The sequence below is a fragment of the Streptomyces saintjeani genome (assembly GCF_055409605.1).
Map to the genome: position 1 here is coordinate 8,958,315 of NZ_CP189624.1, position 16,405 is coordinate 8,974,719.

General features: G+C 71.9%; 11 protein-coding genes and 1 pseudogene. 6 read left to right on the forward strand and 6 right to left on the reverse strand.

Features of this window, described 5'->3' with window-relative positions; translation table 11 throughout:
* Positions 1-307 precede the first annotated feature (307 nt).
* Positions 308-841: pseudogene (locus ACQCO7_RS40180) on the forward strand (MFS transporter); the annotation flags it as partial.
* A 257-nt stretch (positions 842-1,098) separates the two neighbouring features.
* Here ACQCO7_RS40180 and ACQCO7_RS40185 read toward each other — a convergent pair.
* On the reverse strand, positions 1,099-1,869 hold the full coding sequence (locus ACQCO7_RS40185) for a methyltransferase domain-containing protein (RefSeq protein WP_464076458.1): 771 nt from the start codon (positions 1,867-1,869) through the stop codon (positions 1,099-1,101).
* A 48-nt stretch (positions 1,870-1,917) separates the two neighbouring features.
* Between ACQCO7_RS40185 and ACQCO7_RS40190 the strand changes: the two genes are divergently transcribed.
* Positions 1,918-2,370 carry a MerR family transcriptional regulator gene (locus ACQCO7_RS40190; protein ID WP_464076459.1) on the forward strand — a complete coding sequence of 151 codons (453 nt, stop codon included), beginning with the start codon at positions 1,918-1,920 and terminating at the stop codon, positions 2,368-2,370.
* Between the two features lie 94 nt (positions 2,371-2,464).
* On the opposite strand, the gene ACQCO7_RS40195 is transcribed toward ACQCO7_RS40190, so the two are convergent.
* Positions 2,465-4,609 (reverse strand): beta-glucosidase, encoded by a 2,145-nt coding sequence (locus ACQCO7_RS40195; protein ID WP_464076460.1) that lies wholly within the window; start codon positions 4,607-4,609, stop codon positions 2,465-2,467.
* Between the two features lie 66 nt (positions 4,610-4,675).
* Positions 4,676-5,299, reverse strand: a complete 624-nt coding sequence (locus tag ACQCO7_RS40200; protein ID WP_464076461.1) for a TetR/AcrR family transcriptional regulator — start codon at positions 5,297-5,299, stop codon at positions 4,676-4,678.
* A gap of 117 nt (positions 5,300-5,416) precedes the next feature.
* Between ACQCO7_RS40200 and ACQCO7_RS40205 the strand changes: the two genes are divergently transcribed.
* Entirely contained in the window at positions 5,417-5,782 is a 366-nt protein-coding gene (locus ACQCO7_RS40205; RefSeq protein WP_010352218.1) for a DUF6479 family protein, read from the forward strand.
* 84 nt (positions 5,783-5,866) lie between these two features.
* On the opposite strand, the gene ACQCO7_RS40210 is transcribed toward ACQCO7_RS40205, so the two are convergent.
* Positions 5,867-6,712 (reverse strand): fructosamine kinase family protein, encoded by an 846-nt coding sequence (locus ACQCO7_RS40210; protein WP_464076462.1) that lies wholly within the window; start codon positions 6,710-6,712, stop codon positions 5,867-5,869.
* Between the two features lie 80 nt (positions 6,713-6,792).
* Between ACQCO7_RS40210 and ppk2 the strand changes: the two genes are divergently transcribed.
* Together ppk2 and ACQCO7_RS40220 are read left to right on the forward strand one after the other, a co-directional pair.
* Positions 6,793-7,590, forward strand: coding sequence for a polyphosphate kinase 2 (ppk2, locus tag ACQCO7_RS40215; protein ID WP_464076463.1), 798 nt, complete (start codon positions 6,793-6,795; stop codon positions 7,588-7,590).
* 145 nt (positions 7,591-7,735) lie between these two features.
* A complete protein-coding gene (locus ACQCO7_RS40220; protein WP_464076464.1) occupies positions 7,736-9,256 on the forward strand; it encodes a long-chain-fatty-acid--CoA ligase in 1,521 nt (506 codons plus the stop codon).
* Between the two features lie 89 nt (positions 9,257-9,345).
* Here ACQCO7_RS40220 and ACQCO7_RS40225 read toward each other — a convergent pair whose 3' ends face one another.
* The gene (locus ACQCO7_RS40225) at positions 9,346-9,900 is read right to left on the reverse strand and encodes a histidine phosphatase family protein (protein ID WP_464076465.1); all 555 of its coding nucleotides are present in this window, start codon (positions 9,898-9,900) and stop codon (positions 9,346-9,348) included.
* A 263-nt stretch (positions 9,901-10,163) separates the two neighbouring features.
* On the opposite strand from ACQCO7_RS40225, the gene ACQCO7_RS40230 reads away from it, so the two are divergent.
* The gene (locus ACQCO7_RS40230; RefSeq protein ID WP_464076466.1) at positions 10,164-11,342 is read left to right on the forward strand and encodes an acyl-CoA dehydrogenase family protein; all 1,179 of its coding nucleotides are present in this window, start codon (positions 10,164-10,166) and stop codon (positions 11,340-11,342) included.
* Between the two features lie 81 nt (positions 11,343-11,423).
* On the opposite strand, the gene ACQCO7_RS40235 is transcribed toward ACQCO7_RS40230, so the two are convergent.
* Entirely contained in the window at positions 11,424-16,367 is a 4,944-nt protein-coding gene (locus tag ACQCO7_RS40235; RefSeq protein WP_464076467.1) for a LamG-like jellyroll fold domain-containing protein, read from the reverse strand.
* Between the last annotated feature and the right edge of the window lie 38 nt (positions 16,368-16,405).

The window sequence follows — 16,405 nt, forward strand, 5'->3', positions numbered from 1 at the left end:
TGCCGGCCGAACGCGGGACCCGCAACCGGCGGCCGGAGATGCGCGATACCAACGGCCGGCGGACGGCCGCGTCGCTGGACACGCCGGCCCCCGGCACCCGCACGAGGCTGTTGCGCCGGACCGGAACCGCCGGCGGTCTGCCTGAACGAGGACGGCATGCCACGCGAGGCGCACGGCTGGCAGCACACCTTCGACACCGGCAACGAGCGGGTCCCCCGCGCAGGCCCTGCGGGAGGACAACGGCCGGCTTCGCGAGCGCGGCAGCGTGATGCCGCTGTCCCGCACGCTGATCTCCTACACCGTTCCGTACGCGGCGCTGATGCTGGTGCTGGGTCTCGCGCTCGGTCTGGCGATCTCCCCGGCGACCGACACGATCATGGGTTCCTTCCCCGAGTCGGAGCTGGGGGTGGGCGGTGGTGTCAACGACACCGCGTTGGAGCTGGGCGGGGCGTTGGGTATCGCGGTGCTGGGCTCGCTGCTGGGTACGGCCTACCGGGACGAGCTGACCGATCTGGTGGGCAACCGGCTCCCGGCGGAGGCGATGGAGACCGCCAAGGACTCGGTCGGCGCCGGCCTGGCCGTCGCGGAGCGGGTCGGGCAGGATCCCTCCGCCGGGCCCCAGCAGGCCCAGGCCGCGGTGGATGCCGTCCACCAGGCATTCGCCCACGGCGTCGCTCAGGCCAGCCTCATCGGCGGGATCATCATGGCTGCCGGAACACTGATCGTCCTCGCGGTCCTGCCGGGCCGGCGCGGGTCCGCGAGCAAGAGCACCGAGCCGGGGGCCGGGACGGCGGCGAACGAGGCGGCGACTGCGCGGGAGCACACCGGGTCCACCCGCTAGATCACCGACAGGGCGCCCACCGGACCCCCGGGGACGCGCCCGCCAGGTCGCCATCCGGCGTGTCCGCCGGATCGCCCGCCGGGTGCGTCGGGCAGGAACCCGGCGGCCCGAGACGCGCAGGGCGCGGGCCGTGGCCCACGGTCCACGGCCCGCGGGTCTCCTGCCGGAACACCTCACCGTCCTCGGCCTCCGGGGCGGCCCGGAGGCCAAGGGCCGTGAGGTGACAGCGGCGGTCGCCGCGGACGCCGCCCCGCGCTCTAGGCGGAGGCGGCGGCCACGAAGTACGGAATGGCGACGAGGAAGCGGCCGGCCTCGGCGCGTCGGCGCTGTTCGGCGAGCCACTCATCGGCCTGGTCACGGCCGAGGGCACCGCTCGTGCAGGCCCACTCGGCGAGCCTGGTGGGCAATGCCAGCATCGCGGGATCGGTGGACACGCTGGTGTGCACCTCGACGGTGACGTCGTCGAAGCCGCCGTCCAGGAGCAGGCCGCGGTACTGGCGGGCGGCGCGGGGCGTGCTCAGGAGGTCGGCGCGGGCGTGCACGATCGTGCGGGTGAGCGCCGCATCGGCGGAGTCGATCATGATGGCGTCCCAATCCTGTCCGACCAGGACGATCCTGCCGCCCGGGGACAGGACGCGCCGCGCTTCCGTCACCGCGCGCCACGGCTCCCGAAGGGCGTGGAAGACCTTGTCGGCACGGTAGCCGCGCACACTTCCGTCGGCGAACGGCAGATCCTCCGCCCCCGCCTCCCGGAACTCGGCTGCCGGCCACCGCTTCCGGGCCTCGGCCAGCATCCACGGATCGGGATCCACGCCCACCGCGTGGACGCCACGCTCGGCCAGCTCGGCGACGGCCAGCCCGGCACCGCAGCCGACGTCCACGACGGACGAGCCCGGGACAAGAGACAGCAGTTCGTAGGAGCGGGCCCGCAGCAGGCCGGCGCCCGGCACCTGGTCCGTCGCGTCGAGGAGGGCCAACATGCCTTCCGCGCCACGGTGCTTTTCCACCACTTCCTGGTTCTTGGACATGGACGCCAGGCTAGGAATTAACGTCGACATGAAGTCAAGCGGAGACACATGGAGTCAAGCGGAGACAACGGCGCGAGCGCGATGAGCATCGGCGCTCTCGCGGCACGGTTCGGTCTCGCCCCGCACGTCCTGCGGCACTGGGAGTCGATGGGCCTGCTGCACCCCGTACGGGACGCGGGCGGACGCCGCCGCTACGGCGCGGACGACCTCACCCGCGTGGCGGCGATCCTCATGGGCAAGGAGGCCGGCCTGGGCCTGGACACCATCAGGAGCCTGTCCGCCACCGTCGAGCGCGCTGCCCGGCACGAGATCCTGCGCGCCGAGGCCGAAGAGATCCGATCGAGGATCGCCGCCGCCCGGGCCTCATTGGAGCTCATCGAGGGTTGCCTGAACTGCGAGCACGAGGACGTCACCCAGTGCCCGAACTACCGGCGGCTCATCGCCGGGCAGGTCGGCCCCCGAGCACCGGCGCGAAAGCCGCCTGCTCAACGGGGCGATTGAGCACGACCCGGCCCGGGTGGACGCCGGTGGCCACGGCCGCGTCCTGATCGACGTCCCCCGGTAACGGTCGCCTCCGGCACCGCGAAACACCCCTTTACGCCTCCATCAACCCCGCCAGCAGTTCCTCCGGAATCGGCTTCGGCAGGAACCCCTGGAACTGCTTCAGCGGCATCGACCCGATCATCCGCATGACGTCGTCCCCGACCATCGCCCCGCCCGCCAGCTCCTTCCGCAGCGCCGGACCCGCGACCGCGTGACCGAACCACTCCTCCACCGACGAATCCAGCGTCAGCGGACGGGAGTAGTCGTCCCCCGCCAGTTCGAGCGCGGCCGAGGCCAGCACCGTGTGCGCGTTCTCCCCGAGCTGCACCTCGTACCGCCCCGCCGTCACCGTCCAGTCCCCGCGCTCGATGTCCCAGAACGCGAACGCCCGCCGGTCCAGGGCGACTTCGACCCGCGTGCTCTCGCCGGGCCGCAACGCGACCTTGGCGAACCCGCGCAGCTCGCGTACGGGGCTCAGCACCGGCCTGGGCGCCGGGGCGACGTAGATCTGGACGACGTGCTTGCCGTACCGGTCGCCGGTGTTGGTGACCGTCACCGACGCCGTCGCCGTGTCCGCGCCCGTCGGTGTCACCCGGAAGCCGGACTGCTCGAACGACGTGTAGCTCAGGCCGTGTCCGAAGGGGTGCCGGACGGCGACCTCGGCGGTCTCGTAGTACCGGTACCCGACCATCACGCCCTCGCCGTAGCGCACATGCCCTTGTCCGCCGGGGAAGTTGAGGTACGCCGGGGTGTCCTGGAGGCGGAACGGGACCGTCTCCGCGAGCCGTCCCGACGGGTTCGCGCGGCCGGTGAGGACGTCCGCGATCGCGCCCCCGCCCGCCTGGCCCGGCAACCACGCCTCGACGACGGCCTCGACACCGTCGTACCAGCCCTCAAGGCTCACGACGCTGCCGTTCATGAGGACAACCACCGTACGGCGTGCGGACGTTGAGACCGCGCGGATCAACTCCACCTGATCGGCGGGGAGGTGGATGTGCTCGCGGTCGAAGCCCTCGGACTCGTCCTCCTCGCGCAGGCCCGCGAAGACCACCGCGATGTCGGCGTCGGCGGCGTCGGCCGGGGAGTCGGTGAAGTCGACGCGGGCGTCCGGGAGCTGGGCGCGCAGTTCGTCGAGGGGGCTGTCGACGCGGGTGGCGTTGACGTGGGAGCTGCCGCCGCCCTGGTAGCGCGGGTGCTGGGCGAAGTCGCCGAGGACCGCGATGCGGGCGGTCGGCGCGAGGGGGAGTGTGTGGTCGTCGTTCTTGAGGAGGACCAGGCAGTCGGCGGCGGTCTCGCGGGCGAGCCGGTGCTGGGCGTCGTGGTCGACCGCGACCGGAGCGGACTCGGCGCGGACCCGGTGGGCCAGGGCGCGCAGACGGTCCAGGGCCGTGTCCACGGCCGACTCGGCCAGCCCGCCGTCCCGTACCGCCTGCGCGACCTCCGCGTCCGAACGGCCGCCCGTGCCCGGCATCTCCAGGTCCGTGCCCGCGACCAGCGCGGCGACCCGGTCGGCCACCGCGCCCCAGTCGGAGACGACGACACCGTCGTACCCCCACTCCTCGCGGAGGATCTCGGTGAGCAGGTGGTGGTTCTCGGTCGCGCGGACGCCGTTGACCTTGTTGTACGCGGCCATCACCGTCGCCGGACGGGCCTCCTTCACGATCCGCTCGAACGCCGGGAGGTAGATCTCCCGCAGCGTGCGCTCGTCGACGTCCGCGCTCACCCGCATCCGGTCCGTCTCCTGGTTGTTCGCCGCGAAGTGCTTCACCGACGCGCCGACGCCCTGACTCTGTACGCCGGTGACGTGCGCGGCGCCGAGTACGCCGCTGAGCAGCGGGTCCTCCGAGAAGTACTCGAAGTTACGGCCGCACAGCGGGGAGCGCTTGATGTTCACGCCGGGGCCGAGGAGGACCTCCACGCCGAGCGAGCGGGCCTCCCGGCCCAGGGCCTCGCCGACCCCGCGCAGCAGCTCCGGGTCCCAGCTGGAGGCGAGGGCCACGGCCGGGGGGAAGCAGGTCGCCGGTTCGCTGTCGTAGACCTGCGTCGCCTCGCCGGACTGCTTGCGGACGCCGTGCGGGCCGTCGCACAGGAGGAGGGAGGGGAGACCGGCGTCGGGCACGCCGACCGTGGTCCACATGCCGTGGCCGGAGAGGAGGGAGGTCTTGGTGGTGAGGTCGAGGGGGGTGGTGTCGTCCATGGTGCGGGTCCTCACGGGGGTGCGGGCGCGGGTGAGGCCGACTCTAGGTTCAGAAAGCGAACGGCGCTAGGTATTCGCGGGGGCGCCGTCGTCTTTTCCGTCGCCGACGGTTGCGCGGCACATGCGGTTGAACGCCTCGATCGTCTCCGCCATCCCGACGTCCGGGTCCAGCAGCCACTGCACCTGGAGGCCGTCCGAGAGGGCGATCAGTATCCGGGCGAGCTGCTCGGGGGGTACGTCCGTCCTGGTCTCGCCGCGGTCCTGTGCCTCGCGCATTCCGGCCGTCAGGGAGTGGGTCAGCTCGTCGTAGCGGCGGGTGAAGAAGGGGTGCGCCGGGTGCGTGGGGTCCGAGGCGGCGGCGGAGAGGGTGACGAACAGGTCGACCAGGCCGCGCCGGCCCGCGTTCTGCGCCGCGGTCGTCGCGAGGACCTCGCCGGGGGAGGTGATGCCGGCGGTGGCCCGGCCGCTCTGCGCGTCCCGCTCCTCCAGGGCGGCGACCAGGAGTTCCTCGCGCGAGCCGAAGTAGTGCAGGACGCCCGCCTGGGACATGCCGACCCGGTCCGCGATCTCCTTCAGCGACGCGCCGCGCTCGCCGTGGTCGCCGAACACCTCCAGGGCGGCCCGCAGGATCTGCTCGCGCCGCTCAAGGCCCTTGCGGTAGGGGCCCCGGGGTTTGCGTGGTGTGGTCACGGAGCGACGGTAACCGACGGTCGCCCCGCCGCGCCGTACGGCAGTCGGCACCCCTCCGGGAGGCACGCTTCCCCTCCCGGGAGGGTTCACCGCCCCTTCTGGGGGTATTCGCCGTATATGAGTACCGCATCCGTCATGCTGGCCGCCCCGAGCGGCCTGCTCAGCCTGGCGTTGTTCGCGGCCGGCATCGCCGTGGTGGCGATGCTGAGTGGTGCGTTCTGGCTGGGCGCGCGTATCAAGGACCGCGAGCTGCCGTGCCCGCGCCCCGAGGAACAGCCGCACCTCCCGCCGGAAGGCGCGGTTCACGAGATCCTGGAGAACCGGGAACCCGACGAGGTACCCCGCGTACCGAAGGGCGGCCACGCCCTCACTCCGTACGAACTCACCAACATGCAGACCAGGACCAGCGCGTCGCAGAAGCGGCGCAGGTGGACGCCGGGGTCCAGCGGGTCCTTCGGAGGCGGCGGGCTGGGCGCGCACTGAACCGGACGGGCGCGGGGCTCGCCGGATCAGGGCCGGGGTGAGGGCGGGAGGCGAACCAGCCTTCACCCCGGCTGCCGTACGACCTCACCCCACCCCCCGAGCCACCCCCACCACCTGCTCCCCGTACCCCCCGCCGAACAGCACCACATGCACCATCAGCGGAAACAGCTGATGCGCCCCCACCCGCCCCCGCCACCCCTCCGCCAACGGCGCCACCTCCTCGTACCCGGCGGTGATCTCCTCCAGGTACGGGCATCCGAAGAGCCGCAGCATCGCCAGGTCCGTCTCCCGGTGCCCTCCGTGTGCGGCGGGGTCGATGAGCCACGCCCTTCCGTCGGCGCCCCACAGCACGTTCCCGTTCCAGAGGTCGCCGTGGAGACGGGCCGGGGGCTCGGGAGGACCGGCGATCACAGGGAGCCGCGCGCAGGCCGCCTCCACCACGGCCGCGTCGCGCGAGGTCAGCGCGCCCCGGTCCACGGCGGCCCGGACGTACGGCAGCACCCGGTGCTCGGCGTACCAGCCGGCCCACTCGGCGCCGGGGACGTTCCGCATCGGGGCGAGTCCGATGTACGCCTCACGCGGACCGCCGGGCGGACCGGCCCCGTACGCGGGCGCCCCGGCGGCGTGCAGCGCTGCGAGCCCCCGTCCCAGCCCCAGCGCGGCCTCGACGGTGGGCGGACCCACCGCGACCCGTTCCGTCACCAGCCACCCGGCGTCGTACCCGTACACCTCAGGCACCGGCACCATCCCCGCGACCCCCAGCCACCGCAGCCCGGCGGCCTCCGCGCGGACCGCGTCGGGAGCGTCGGCGTGTTTGGCGATCACGGTCCGGCCGTCGGCGAGAGCGACTTCGGCGACCGTGCCGGAGAGCGGGCGGACCGTGTGCGCGGGGCTGCCGGTGAGGCGCGCGGCGGCGGTGAGAGCGTCCATATGGCCGCCAGCGTACGACCCCCGACGGGCCGCTCCTTAGACTTCGGGCGTTCACCTGTGCGGCGACGGAAAGAGGCGGTATGGCAGTGGCGGGGAACCTGAAGCGGAAGGTGTACGAGAGTGAACTGCTGCGTCTCCAGACGGAGTTGGTGAAGCTTCAGGAGTGGGTGCGGGCGGAGGGCGCGCGGCTGGTCGTCGTGTTCGAGGGGCGGGACGCGGCCGGCAAGGGCGGCACGATCAAGCGGGTCACCGAGCATCTCAACCCCCGTGTCGCCCGGGTCGTCGCGCTGCCGAAGCCGACCGAGCGGGAGCGGACGCAGTGGTACTTCCAGCGGTACGTGGAGCACCTCCCGGCCGCCGGGGAGATCGTGCTGCTCGACCGGTCCTGGTACAACCGCGCCGGGGTCGAGCACGTGATGGGGTTCTGCACCAAGGAGGAGTACCAGCGGTTCCTGCGGCAGTGCCCGATCTTCGAGCGGATGCTCGTCGAGGACGGCATCATGCTGCGGAAGTACTGGTTCTCGGTGAGCGACGGCGAGCAGCAGGACCGCTTCCGGGGGCGCCTCGACGACCCGGTCCGGCGCTGGAAGCTCTCGCCGATGGACCTGGAGTCGATCACCCGCTGGGAGGCGTACTCGCGCGCGAAGGACGAGATGCTCGTGCACACCGACATCACCGAGGCGCCCTGGATGGTCGTCGAGAGCGACGACAAGAAGCGCGCCCGGCTCAACATGATCGCCCACCTGCTGGACTCGGTGCCCTACCGCGAAGTTCCGCTGCCGGTCCTGGAGTTGCCGGAGCGCCCGCCGTCCACCGGGTACGTGCGCCCGCCGCGCGACCTCCAGAACTATGTCCCGGACCACGCCGCAAGCCTGTGACCTGCACACACCTTTGACGCAAGATCCTTGCGACGGCATGGTGCGCTCAACTAGCGTCCGAAGCCGGACGGTTCGTGTGGACCGTCCGTGTCGATCCTGCGATGAGGGAGGCCGTTATGCCGTGCCAGTGGACGGCGGACGGATCATGACCGCGTACAACCTCGCCGGGTTCCTGGAGGACTCGGCCGCCCGCCACCCGGAGCGCACCGCGATCGTCTTCGGCGAGCTGCGGCTGTCGTACGCGCAGGTGGACGGCGCCGCCGCGCAGGTCGCGAACCTGCTGGCGGCGGCGGGGATCGGGCCCGGCGACAAGGTCGCGCTGTCGATGCCGAACCTGCCGTACTTCACGTTCGCCTACTACGGCATCCTCAAGGCGGGCGCGACCGTCGTCCCCCTGAACGTGCTGCTCAAACCGCGCGAGATCGCGTACCACCTGCGGGACTCCGACGCGAAGGCGTTCATCGCGTTCTCGGGGACGCCCGAGCTGCCCATCGGGGAGTACGCGCGCGAGGCCGTCGCCGAGGCCGACGGGGTCGGGCTGTTCGTCGTCGACCCGGCGGGCGAGCTGCCGTGGGCCGGGCAGCCGCCGGTCTTCGAGACGGTCGTCACCGACGAGGACGACACGGCCGTCATCCTCTACACCTCCGGGACGACCGGCCGCCCCAAGGGCGCCGAGCTGCGGCACCGGAACATGCGCGACAACGTCCTCATCGACGAGGTGCTGTTCGGCGCGTCCGTGGAGCGGCCCGACACGTTCCTGTGCGTGCTGCCGCTGTTCCACTCCTTCGGGCAGACCGTAATCCAGAACGGGGCGCTCGCGTACGGCGGAACGATCGTCATGCTGCCCCGCTTCGAGCCCGCCGCCGCGCTGAGGCTGATGCTCTCCGAGCACGTCACGTTCTTCGGTGGCGTTCCCACCATGTACTGGGCGCTGCTCGGCGCGCTCGACGACTCCGTGGACGTCGGGACGCTCGCCCGCAATCTCCGGGTCGCCGTCTCCGGTGGCTCCGCGCTGCCGCACGAGGTGCACCGGGAGTTCCGGGAGCGGTTCGGGGTGACCATCCTTGAGGGGTACGGGCTCTCCGAGACGTCCCCGGTCGCGTCGTTCTCCCGGCTCGGGCAGGAGCCTCGCGCCGGGTCGATCGGGGTGCCTGTGCCGGGTGTCGAGATGCGGATCGTCGACGGGGGCGGGGCGCCGCTCGCGGACGATCCCGACGCGATCGGGGAGATCGCCGTCAAGGGGCACAACGTCATGAAGGGGTACTACAAGCGGGCCGACGCGACCGCCGAGGTCCTCGACGACGGGTGGTTCCGCACCGGTGACCTCGGGCGGCGGGACGCCGACGGCTTCTACTACATCGTCGACCGCGCCAAGGACATGATCATCCGGGGCGGGTTCAACGTGTACCCCCGGGAGATCGAGGAGCTACTCATGGAGCACCCCGGGGTGTCCCTGGTCGCCGTCATCGGCGTACCCCACCCCTCCCACGGCGAGGAGATCAAGGCGGTCGTCGTCCGCAAGGTCGGGGTTGAGGTGACGGAGGAGGAACTCGTCGACTGGGCGAAGGAGCGGCTCGCGGCGTACAAGTACCCGCGCGTGGTGGAGTTCGCGGAGACGCTGCCGATGACGTCTACGGGGAAGATCCTGAAGCGGGAGATCGGCTGAGGGGTCGGGTCGGCGGGGTCGGCCGCCGAGGGCGGGTGGCATTCGTACCGTACGAAAATCGCCCGCCGTCTTGAACTGGGCCGCCGACCTCACCCCACCCGCAGATTCCACCGCCCACCCCTCCCGCTGACCTCCACCCCCGACAGCGGCGCCACGTCCACCCGCCAGAACGCCTCCTCCGGCGCCCCCAGCACCCGTACCACCACAGCCCGCACCACCTCCGGCTCGACCACCGCGACCGTCCGCCCGGACAACTCCGCACCCGCCTCCAGCCACCCCCCGACCCGCGCGCAGAACTCCCGCACCGACTCCCCGCCATGCGGAGCCGCCCCGGGATCGGACAGCCACGCGGCGAGTGCCTCCGGCTCCCGCGCTCCCACCTCCTCCACCGTCTCCCCCCGCCACCGCCCGGCATCGATCCCGGCCAGCTCCGGGACCTCCACCCCCGCGAGCCCGAGCCCGGCGAGTGTCTCCCGGCACCGCGCACTCGGCGAACACCAGACCCGCTCGGCGACCGGCACCCCACCCGCGGCGGCCCGCGCCGCCCGCACGCCCGCCGCGTCCAGCGACCCCCCGTCGTCGAACCGCGCGGCCCGCAGGGACGCGGAGAAGGCGGGGGCGATCAGGAGCAGGCGGTGGGTCATCTACGGCATCCCTCGTGTACGTCGGTCAGGGCGGCGCGGGGTCGGTCCGGGCGGTGTGGGACCCGGCGCCCCGTACGCCTCCCCGACGATCACCCCGTCGTGCCCCCATTGTGCGACCCCCCACCGACAACGCGGCCTACGGCCAGGACTCCGGCCCACCGTTCTCCCGCGCTGCCTTCCACCGGGACCCCGCCTCGCCATTCCCTATTTCTGCAACGCGTTCTACCGTGTGCGCCCTCAGTACCCCCCTCGGAGGAGGCCCCGTGCACCTCGACCAGACCCCCGAAGAACAGCGGCTGCGCGCGGAACTGCGGGAGTACTTCGCGGAGTTGGTGCCGGACGGCGCGTACGCGCGGCATGCCGACCCGGTCGGTGCGAAACGGTTCTACCGGGAGACGATCCGGCGGCTCGGCGCGGACGGGTGGCTCGGTGTCGGGTGGCCGAAGGAGTACGGCGGACGAGGGCTGACCCCCGTGGAACAGTTCGTGTTCTTCGACGAGGCCGCGCAGGCGGGCGTACCCCTGCCGCTGATGGCGCTGAACACCGTCGGCCCGACGATCATGCGCTACGGCACCGACGAGCAGAAGGCGTACTTCCTCCCCCGCGTCCTCTCCGGCGAGATCGACTTCGCCATCGGCTACAGCGAACCGGGCGCGGGCACCGACCTCGCGGCGCTCAGGACGAGGGCCGTACGCGACGGGGACGAGTACGTCGTCGACGGCCAGAAGATCTGGACGACCAACGGCGACACGGCGGACTGGATCTGGCTCGCCACCCGCACCGACCCCGACGCCCCGCCCCACAAGGGCATCACGATGCTGCTGGTCCCCACCACCGACCCCGGCTACTCCTGCACGGTCATCCGCACGCTCGCCTCCCACGACACGACGGCGAGCTACTACGAGAACGTCCGCGTCCCCGTCACCCGCCGGGTCGGCGCCGAGAACGAGGGCTGGCGCCTGATCACGAACCAGCTCAACCACGAGCGCGTCACGCTCGCCGCGCACGGCACGATGGCGATCCGCGCCCTCGCGGACGTCCAGCGCTGGGCCGGGGAGACGAAGCTGGCCGACGGCCGCCGCGTCCTCGACCTCCCCTGGGTACGCCGCCGCCTCGCCCAGACCCACATCAGGCTCGACGCCCTGAAACTCCTCAACTGGCAGATGGTCCAGGCCGTCCAGAACAACACCCTCACCCCCCAGGACGCCTCCGCCGTCAAGGTCTACGGCTCCGAGGCCCGCCGCGACGCGTACGCCTGGCTCCTGGAGATCGTCGGCGTGCCGGGCGCGCTCCAGGAGGGCTCGGCGGGCGCGGTGCTCCATGGCGAACTGGAACGCGGCTACCGCTCGGCCGTCATCTTCACGTTCGGCGGCGGCAACAACGAGATCCAGCGGGAGATCATCACGTGGATCGGCCTGGGGATGCCGAGGGTGCGCCGCTGACCCACGCTCCTTCACGCCGGCTGGACCCCACGAAAAAAGGGTGGCCCGCACAACGGCGGACCACCCTTAACTTCCGGTGGGTCAGGGGATGTTCTGGTATATCGCGGTGATCTGGTTGGCGGTCAGGGCGTACGCGTACGCCTGTAGGTCACTGACGGAGCCGTTGAACCAGGCGGTCTGGGTGCCGCCGGACAGGCCCCGGCCGAGGACAAGGTTTCCGGTCGCCGCCCAGGGGGTGACCCCGGTCGTGGTCGCGGCGAGGGTGCCGTTGACGTACAACTGGGCCGTCTTCGTCGCGGCGTTGTAGACGCCGGTCAGGTGGGTCCAGGTACCCGCCGAGGCGTTCGCCGCGTACGTGTACGTCGTGGCCGGGCTCGCGGCGTCCGCGCTGGTGAACGCCAGGGCCCAGCCGGGGTTTCCGGTGTGGGAGTGGTTGTACTGGAGGGCGAACGGCGAGGTCTGGGTGCCCTCTTCGGCCAGGACGGTCTGGTCGGCCGTACCGGCGGAGCCGAGCTTCACCCACGCGGAGAGCGTGAAACTGCCGGTGTCCGCGACGACTTGGGGGTTCGCGCTGACCGCGTACCCGGTGCTGCCGTCAAGACCCAGCACCGTGCCCCGAGTTGAATCGGTGGCCCAGCTCGCGCCGCCTGTCAGGGTGAGCGGGTTGTTGCCGAGGTTCGGGTTCGCGCCCGCCGCGTTGAGGGTGTTGAGCGTGTCGGTCGCGGCGGTGTCGGTCGCGACCGGCATGGAGTCGCCGTCGTCCAGGCCCCACGTGTCGACGGGGGAGAGCAGCGCCGTGGTGAGCGCCCCGAAGGCGGGGTCGGACAGGTTGACGTGGTCGCCGCTGTCGGCGGTCGCCGCGAGTTTCTCCTCCCCGGTCGTCGCGTCCGGCACGGCCACGGCCGCGTCGAAGTCCGCGAAGTAGACGGCGGGCGTGGCCCAGGGGTTGCCCAGGTTCATGCCGCCGAGGAACGCGTTGACGTCCGTGCGGTTGTCGTCGGTGGCGGACGTGCACGGGTCGTTCGGGGTGGCGCCGTCCCCGGCGAAGCCCTCGCAGGGGGTCAGTGAGGTGAGGACGACGTTCACGCCCCAGCCCTGGAGCTGCTGCACCAGCTCCGTGTAGCCGTCGGCGTCCAGGTCGTCGCTGGTGGACCCGGCCAGCAGGTCTTCGAGCCCGGCGTCCACGACGACCGTGGACAGGCCGGGCTGGTCGAGGATGTCCCGGTCGAGCCGGGAGAGCACCGAGGGGCCGCCGACCGAATTGCCGCTGTACGTCTCGGGGTTGTCGGTCATGAGCTGGTTGGCCTCGATGCCCTCGGCGAGCACGCCGTAGGGACTGGCCGTCGTGGGTTCGGCGGCGGTCAGGCCGTCGGCCACCCGGTACCCGTTGGAGTTGGGCAGCGTCGTGTTCGGCTGGAACGGGTCCACCAGGTGGTCCCCGAGGACCGCCTCGGTGGGTACGTTCGCCGACTGCACGTCCAGACCGGTCACCAGGTCGGTGAAGTTGCCGTACGCGGCGGCGGTGGTCGTGAACGGCGTGGCGCTGGTGCCGGTGGTGAGGTCGCCGCTGCCGTTCGCGGTGATGTACTCGTAGGAGCCGCCCGCGTACGTGTGCTGCACCAAGTACGGGACGGCGTTGCTGAGTTGGTAGGAGACCAGCAGGTACTGGTTCGCGGTGACGGTGAACGGCAGCGGGTCGCTGTAGACCGTGCCGCCGACCGGGACGGTCACCGCCTGGGCGCCGCCGAACTTCAGCGTCGTCGGCGTCCCCGACGGGACCGAGCCGATCGCGTTCGGGGTGGAACTGACGGCGATCGTCGCGTGGCCGATGGACAGCTTGTTCCTGCCGAGCGCGTTGTCGAGCTTGACGCGGACCGTGGCCCCGGACACCGACGGCTTCAGCGCCACCCGGATCGTCTGGTTGGAGTACGTGCCGCCGCCCGGCAGCGAGAAGCTGCCCTCGGTGGCGCCGGACCAGGCACCGGTCCAGGACTGGCCCGAGGGCGCGGCGGCGTAGGTGCCGTTCGCCTCGGCCGTACCGGCGGTCGTGTTGCGGGTGCCCAGCGCGAACACGTGCAGCGTCGGTTCGCTCGGCCCGGCCGCGCCGGTCAGGTCGGGCAGGGTCACCGAGGCAATCGTGCGCGCCGGGTCGACCGGCACCGAGAACGCGTACAGCTGCCGGTTGGCCGTGCTCTGGGTGGAGCCGTTGGCGTGCGGGAAGACCGCCGCCGCGATCGAGCTGTCCGTGTTGGACCAGTCGGGCACGGTCAGCATGTACGTCGCGCTGGTGCCGTCGGTGTAGGTGATCTGGCCGCTCGCCGGGCAGAACCCGTCGGCGTCGTCGCCGGAGAAGCAGTACGCGGCGCTGACCCGGGTCCCGGCCGGTACGTACGGCGAGGTGGTGTCACCCGCGATGGCGCCGGGCGAGCTGAGGTTGGTGTACGTCGAGGCGGTCAGGAAGACCAGGGCGCTGCCCTGCGCGGAGTAGTTCACGGTCTGGTTGGCCGCGAGGAGGTTGTCCTTCTGTCCCGAGCCGAAGGCGGGCAGCGTCATGGTGGCGCCGTCGACGGTCACCTTCCCGCCGCTCGTCCAGCCCGCGTTCGCCCAGTCGGTCGCCGAGAAACTGTGCCCGTTGCCGTCGAAGTCGGCCGCCGTCATGTTGCTGTCGGCGCTGACGCCCACGTTGTCGAAGCAGGCCGCGAGGCTCGCGCAGGTCGTGTTCGGGTGCCCGGCGGCCAGGAACGGGTAGGCGGACGTGCCCGACACGTCACCGGCGCCGTCCACGGCGTACACGTACAGGGTGTGCGGGCCCGGGGACGGCGGGACGACCGTCACCGTCGCCTTGTTGCCGCTCGCGGTCACCGTCTCGTTCGCGGGCGCGCCGCTCGTCGGCGGCGGTACGTCGAGGTGGTACACGAACTTCGTCGCGGTGGTGCCGGAGCCGGTGATGTCGAACTTCCCCGAGGTGCCCGCCGCCGCGCCGACGGCCGCGTCGGTGACGTCCGTGTTCGGGTAGAGGTTGCTCTCCGAGGCGAGCGTCGGCTCGTCCGGCGCGGTCGGCTCGGCGGTGAAGTGGCAGGTGGGGGACTGGCTGTACGTCGTCGACGCCATCCCGTCGGTGACCGTGACGTCCCAGTCGACGGTCTTCCCGGCCGCCAGCGACGACACGAACGACGCCGGGAGCGAGGCCGTGGCGTACGTGTTGCTCGCCAGGTTGTCGCCGCTCTTGACCGTCGCCTTCGTGGTCGTGCCGTCCACCCAGTACTGGAACGTCGCCTGGAGCTTGTCCCCGTTCGGGTCCTTCACCTTGGCGCGCAGCACCGGCGGCGTGGACGCGATCGTCTTGCCCATGTACGGGTACGGCGAGGAGGTGTCGCAGGCCGCGTCGGCGGCGCCGGACACGGCGGCCATGGTCGCGGCGGTGGGGGCGCTCGGCGGGTTGTCGTAGAAGATCTGGAGCGTCGGGTTGTGCGAGAACCGCTTGAACCCGAGGTCGTTGCGGCCGGCCTCCATCGAGTCCTCGCTCAGCGTGGCGGTGAAGCTCGTCGAGTGCCCGCTCGCCGCCTTCTTGATCGGGGTCAGGACATTGAAGCCGTTGGTCGAGCTGCCGTTGTTCGGGCACAGCGAGGGGTTGTACGCCGGGCCGAAGCTCGCCGACGTCGAGTAGCTGTTGTACTTCGGCCGGTTGCTCCAGTCCGTGCCCGAGCCGATGCCCCTGGACCAGTGCAGGTTGACGGTCGCTGTCGTCGAGCAGGACGCCGAGTAGATGTCCGTCGCGTCGACCTCGGCGCTGTTGATCGTGGCGCCGAAGATCGTCTTGGACAGGCTCCACTGGTAGATGGCGTGCTCGTCACCCGTGTTGCAGGAACCCTCGGGCCAGCCGTTGTAGCCGACGCCGAGATAGCCGTTGTCGGCCAGCGAACCCGTCTTGTCGTAGAAGGACGTGCCGGGGCAGCCCTGCTTCACCTCGTCGAAGGCCGGGTTCGCGTAGTCGACCGGGTGCCAGTTCACCGAGGGGTCGACGTACACCGGGAACACGGTCCCGACACGGGTGAGCATCGCCTTGTCCGGTACGAGGGTCAGCGTGCCGTGGCCGAGGCGCGTGCCGACGCCGGCGACGCGGGCGGCCAGGCCCGGGTGCGCGGCGTCGGAGGCGTCGGCCGCGACCTTCGCCTTGGTGTGCAGGGCGCGGTTGGAGTCCCACTGGAGCGGGGTGGGGGAGTCGGCTACCGCTGTGCCGTGCGTGTCCATGACGGTGAGTCCGCCGTGCGCCGCGGTGGCCAGGTGTCCTCCGTTCACCTGAGCGCCCAGGCGCAGGGCGGCCAGCGCGGGGTTGCGTGCGGCGGTGGCGTCGTGGACGACGAGGGTCTCGCTGGGGCCGCCGGACGCGGTGGCGGTGACCTGGAGGTCTACGCCGGGGAGTACGGCGGGGTACGTGGCGGTGTCGCCCGCGACGCGCGGGGCGGGGAGGGGCGTCGGCCAGGTCAGGGTGAGCGCGGTGTCGCCGGATCGGGTGACCGCGAGAGGGGTCGTGCCGCCGCCGGAGAAGGAGACCGTGCCGTACGCCGTGGCCTTCGGGGACCAGGTGCCGTCGGTGCGATGCGTGAGCGTCAGGTCCACCGGGACCCAGTGGCCGGAGTGCCGGGTTCGCACCGGCAACGGGTTGGAGACCGTGCGGAAGCCGCCGCCGGGCTCCGCCTCCACCTGGAGGGTGGGGCTGGTGAGGGACGGGACGGTGACCGGTTTTCCGGTGCTGTGCGCCTGCTTGGCGGCGGCCTGCATGGCGGTGGCGTCGGCCGAGGTGGGGCCGTAGCCGTCCGCGAGGACCGGTGAACCGGCGCCGTCCGCACGGGACTTGGTGACGGGGGCGCTCTTGCCGGTGACCTGGAGGCCTGCGGCCGGGCGCGGGGGCGCCGCCGCTGCGGGGGTGGTGGCGAGGCCGGCCGCGCAGGTCGCCAGGATCGCGGCGACCGCTAGGGCCGCGCTGGGTCTGTGGATTCGCGCACGTGTACGAGGTGGGTGCATCGGATTCCCGTCTGCGGAAGGTCTTTCGGGGGCTGGCG

Excerpts from the sequence above, each read along its gene's own strand:
- ACQCO7_RS40185 (WP_464076458.1), bottom strand. The coding sequence starts at position 1,869 with ATGTCCAAGAACCAGGAAGTGGTGGAAAAGCACCGTGGCGCGGAAGGC.
- ACQCO7_RS40190 (WP_464076459.1), top strand. The coding sequence starts at position 1,918 with ATGGAGTCAAGCGGAGACAACGGCGCGAGCGCGATGAGCATCGGCGCT.
- ACQCO7_RS40195 (WP_464076460.1), bottom strand. The coding sequence starts at position 4,609 with ATGGACGACACCACCCCCCTCGACCTCACCACCAAGACCTCCCTCCTC.
- ACQCO7_RS40205 (WP_010352218.1), top strand. The coding sequence starts at position 5,417 with ATGAGTACCGCATCCGTCATGCTGGCCGCCCCGAGCGGCCTGCTCAGC.
- ACQCO7_RS40210 (WP_464076462.1), bottom strand. The coding sequence starts at position 6,712 with ATGGACGCTCTCACCGCCGCCGCGCGCCTCACCGGCAGCCCCGCGCAC.
- ppk2 (WP_464076463.1), top strand. The coding sequence starts at position 6,793 with ATGGCAGTGGCGGGGAACCTGAAGCGGAAGGTGTACGAGAGTGAACTG.
- ACQCO7_RS40220 (WP_464076464.1), top strand. The coding sequence starts at position 7,736 with ATGACCGCGTACAACCTCGCCGGGTTCCTGGAGGACTCGGCCGCCCGC.
- ACQCO7_RS40225 (WP_464076465.1), bottom strand. The coding sequence starts at position 9,900 with ATGACCCACCGCCTGCTCCTGATCGCCCCCGCCTTCTCCGCGTCCCTG.
- ACQCO7_RS40235 (WP_464076467.1), bottom strand. The coding sequence starts at position 16,367 with ATGCACCCACCTCGTACACGTGCGCGAATCCACAGACCCAGCGCGGCC.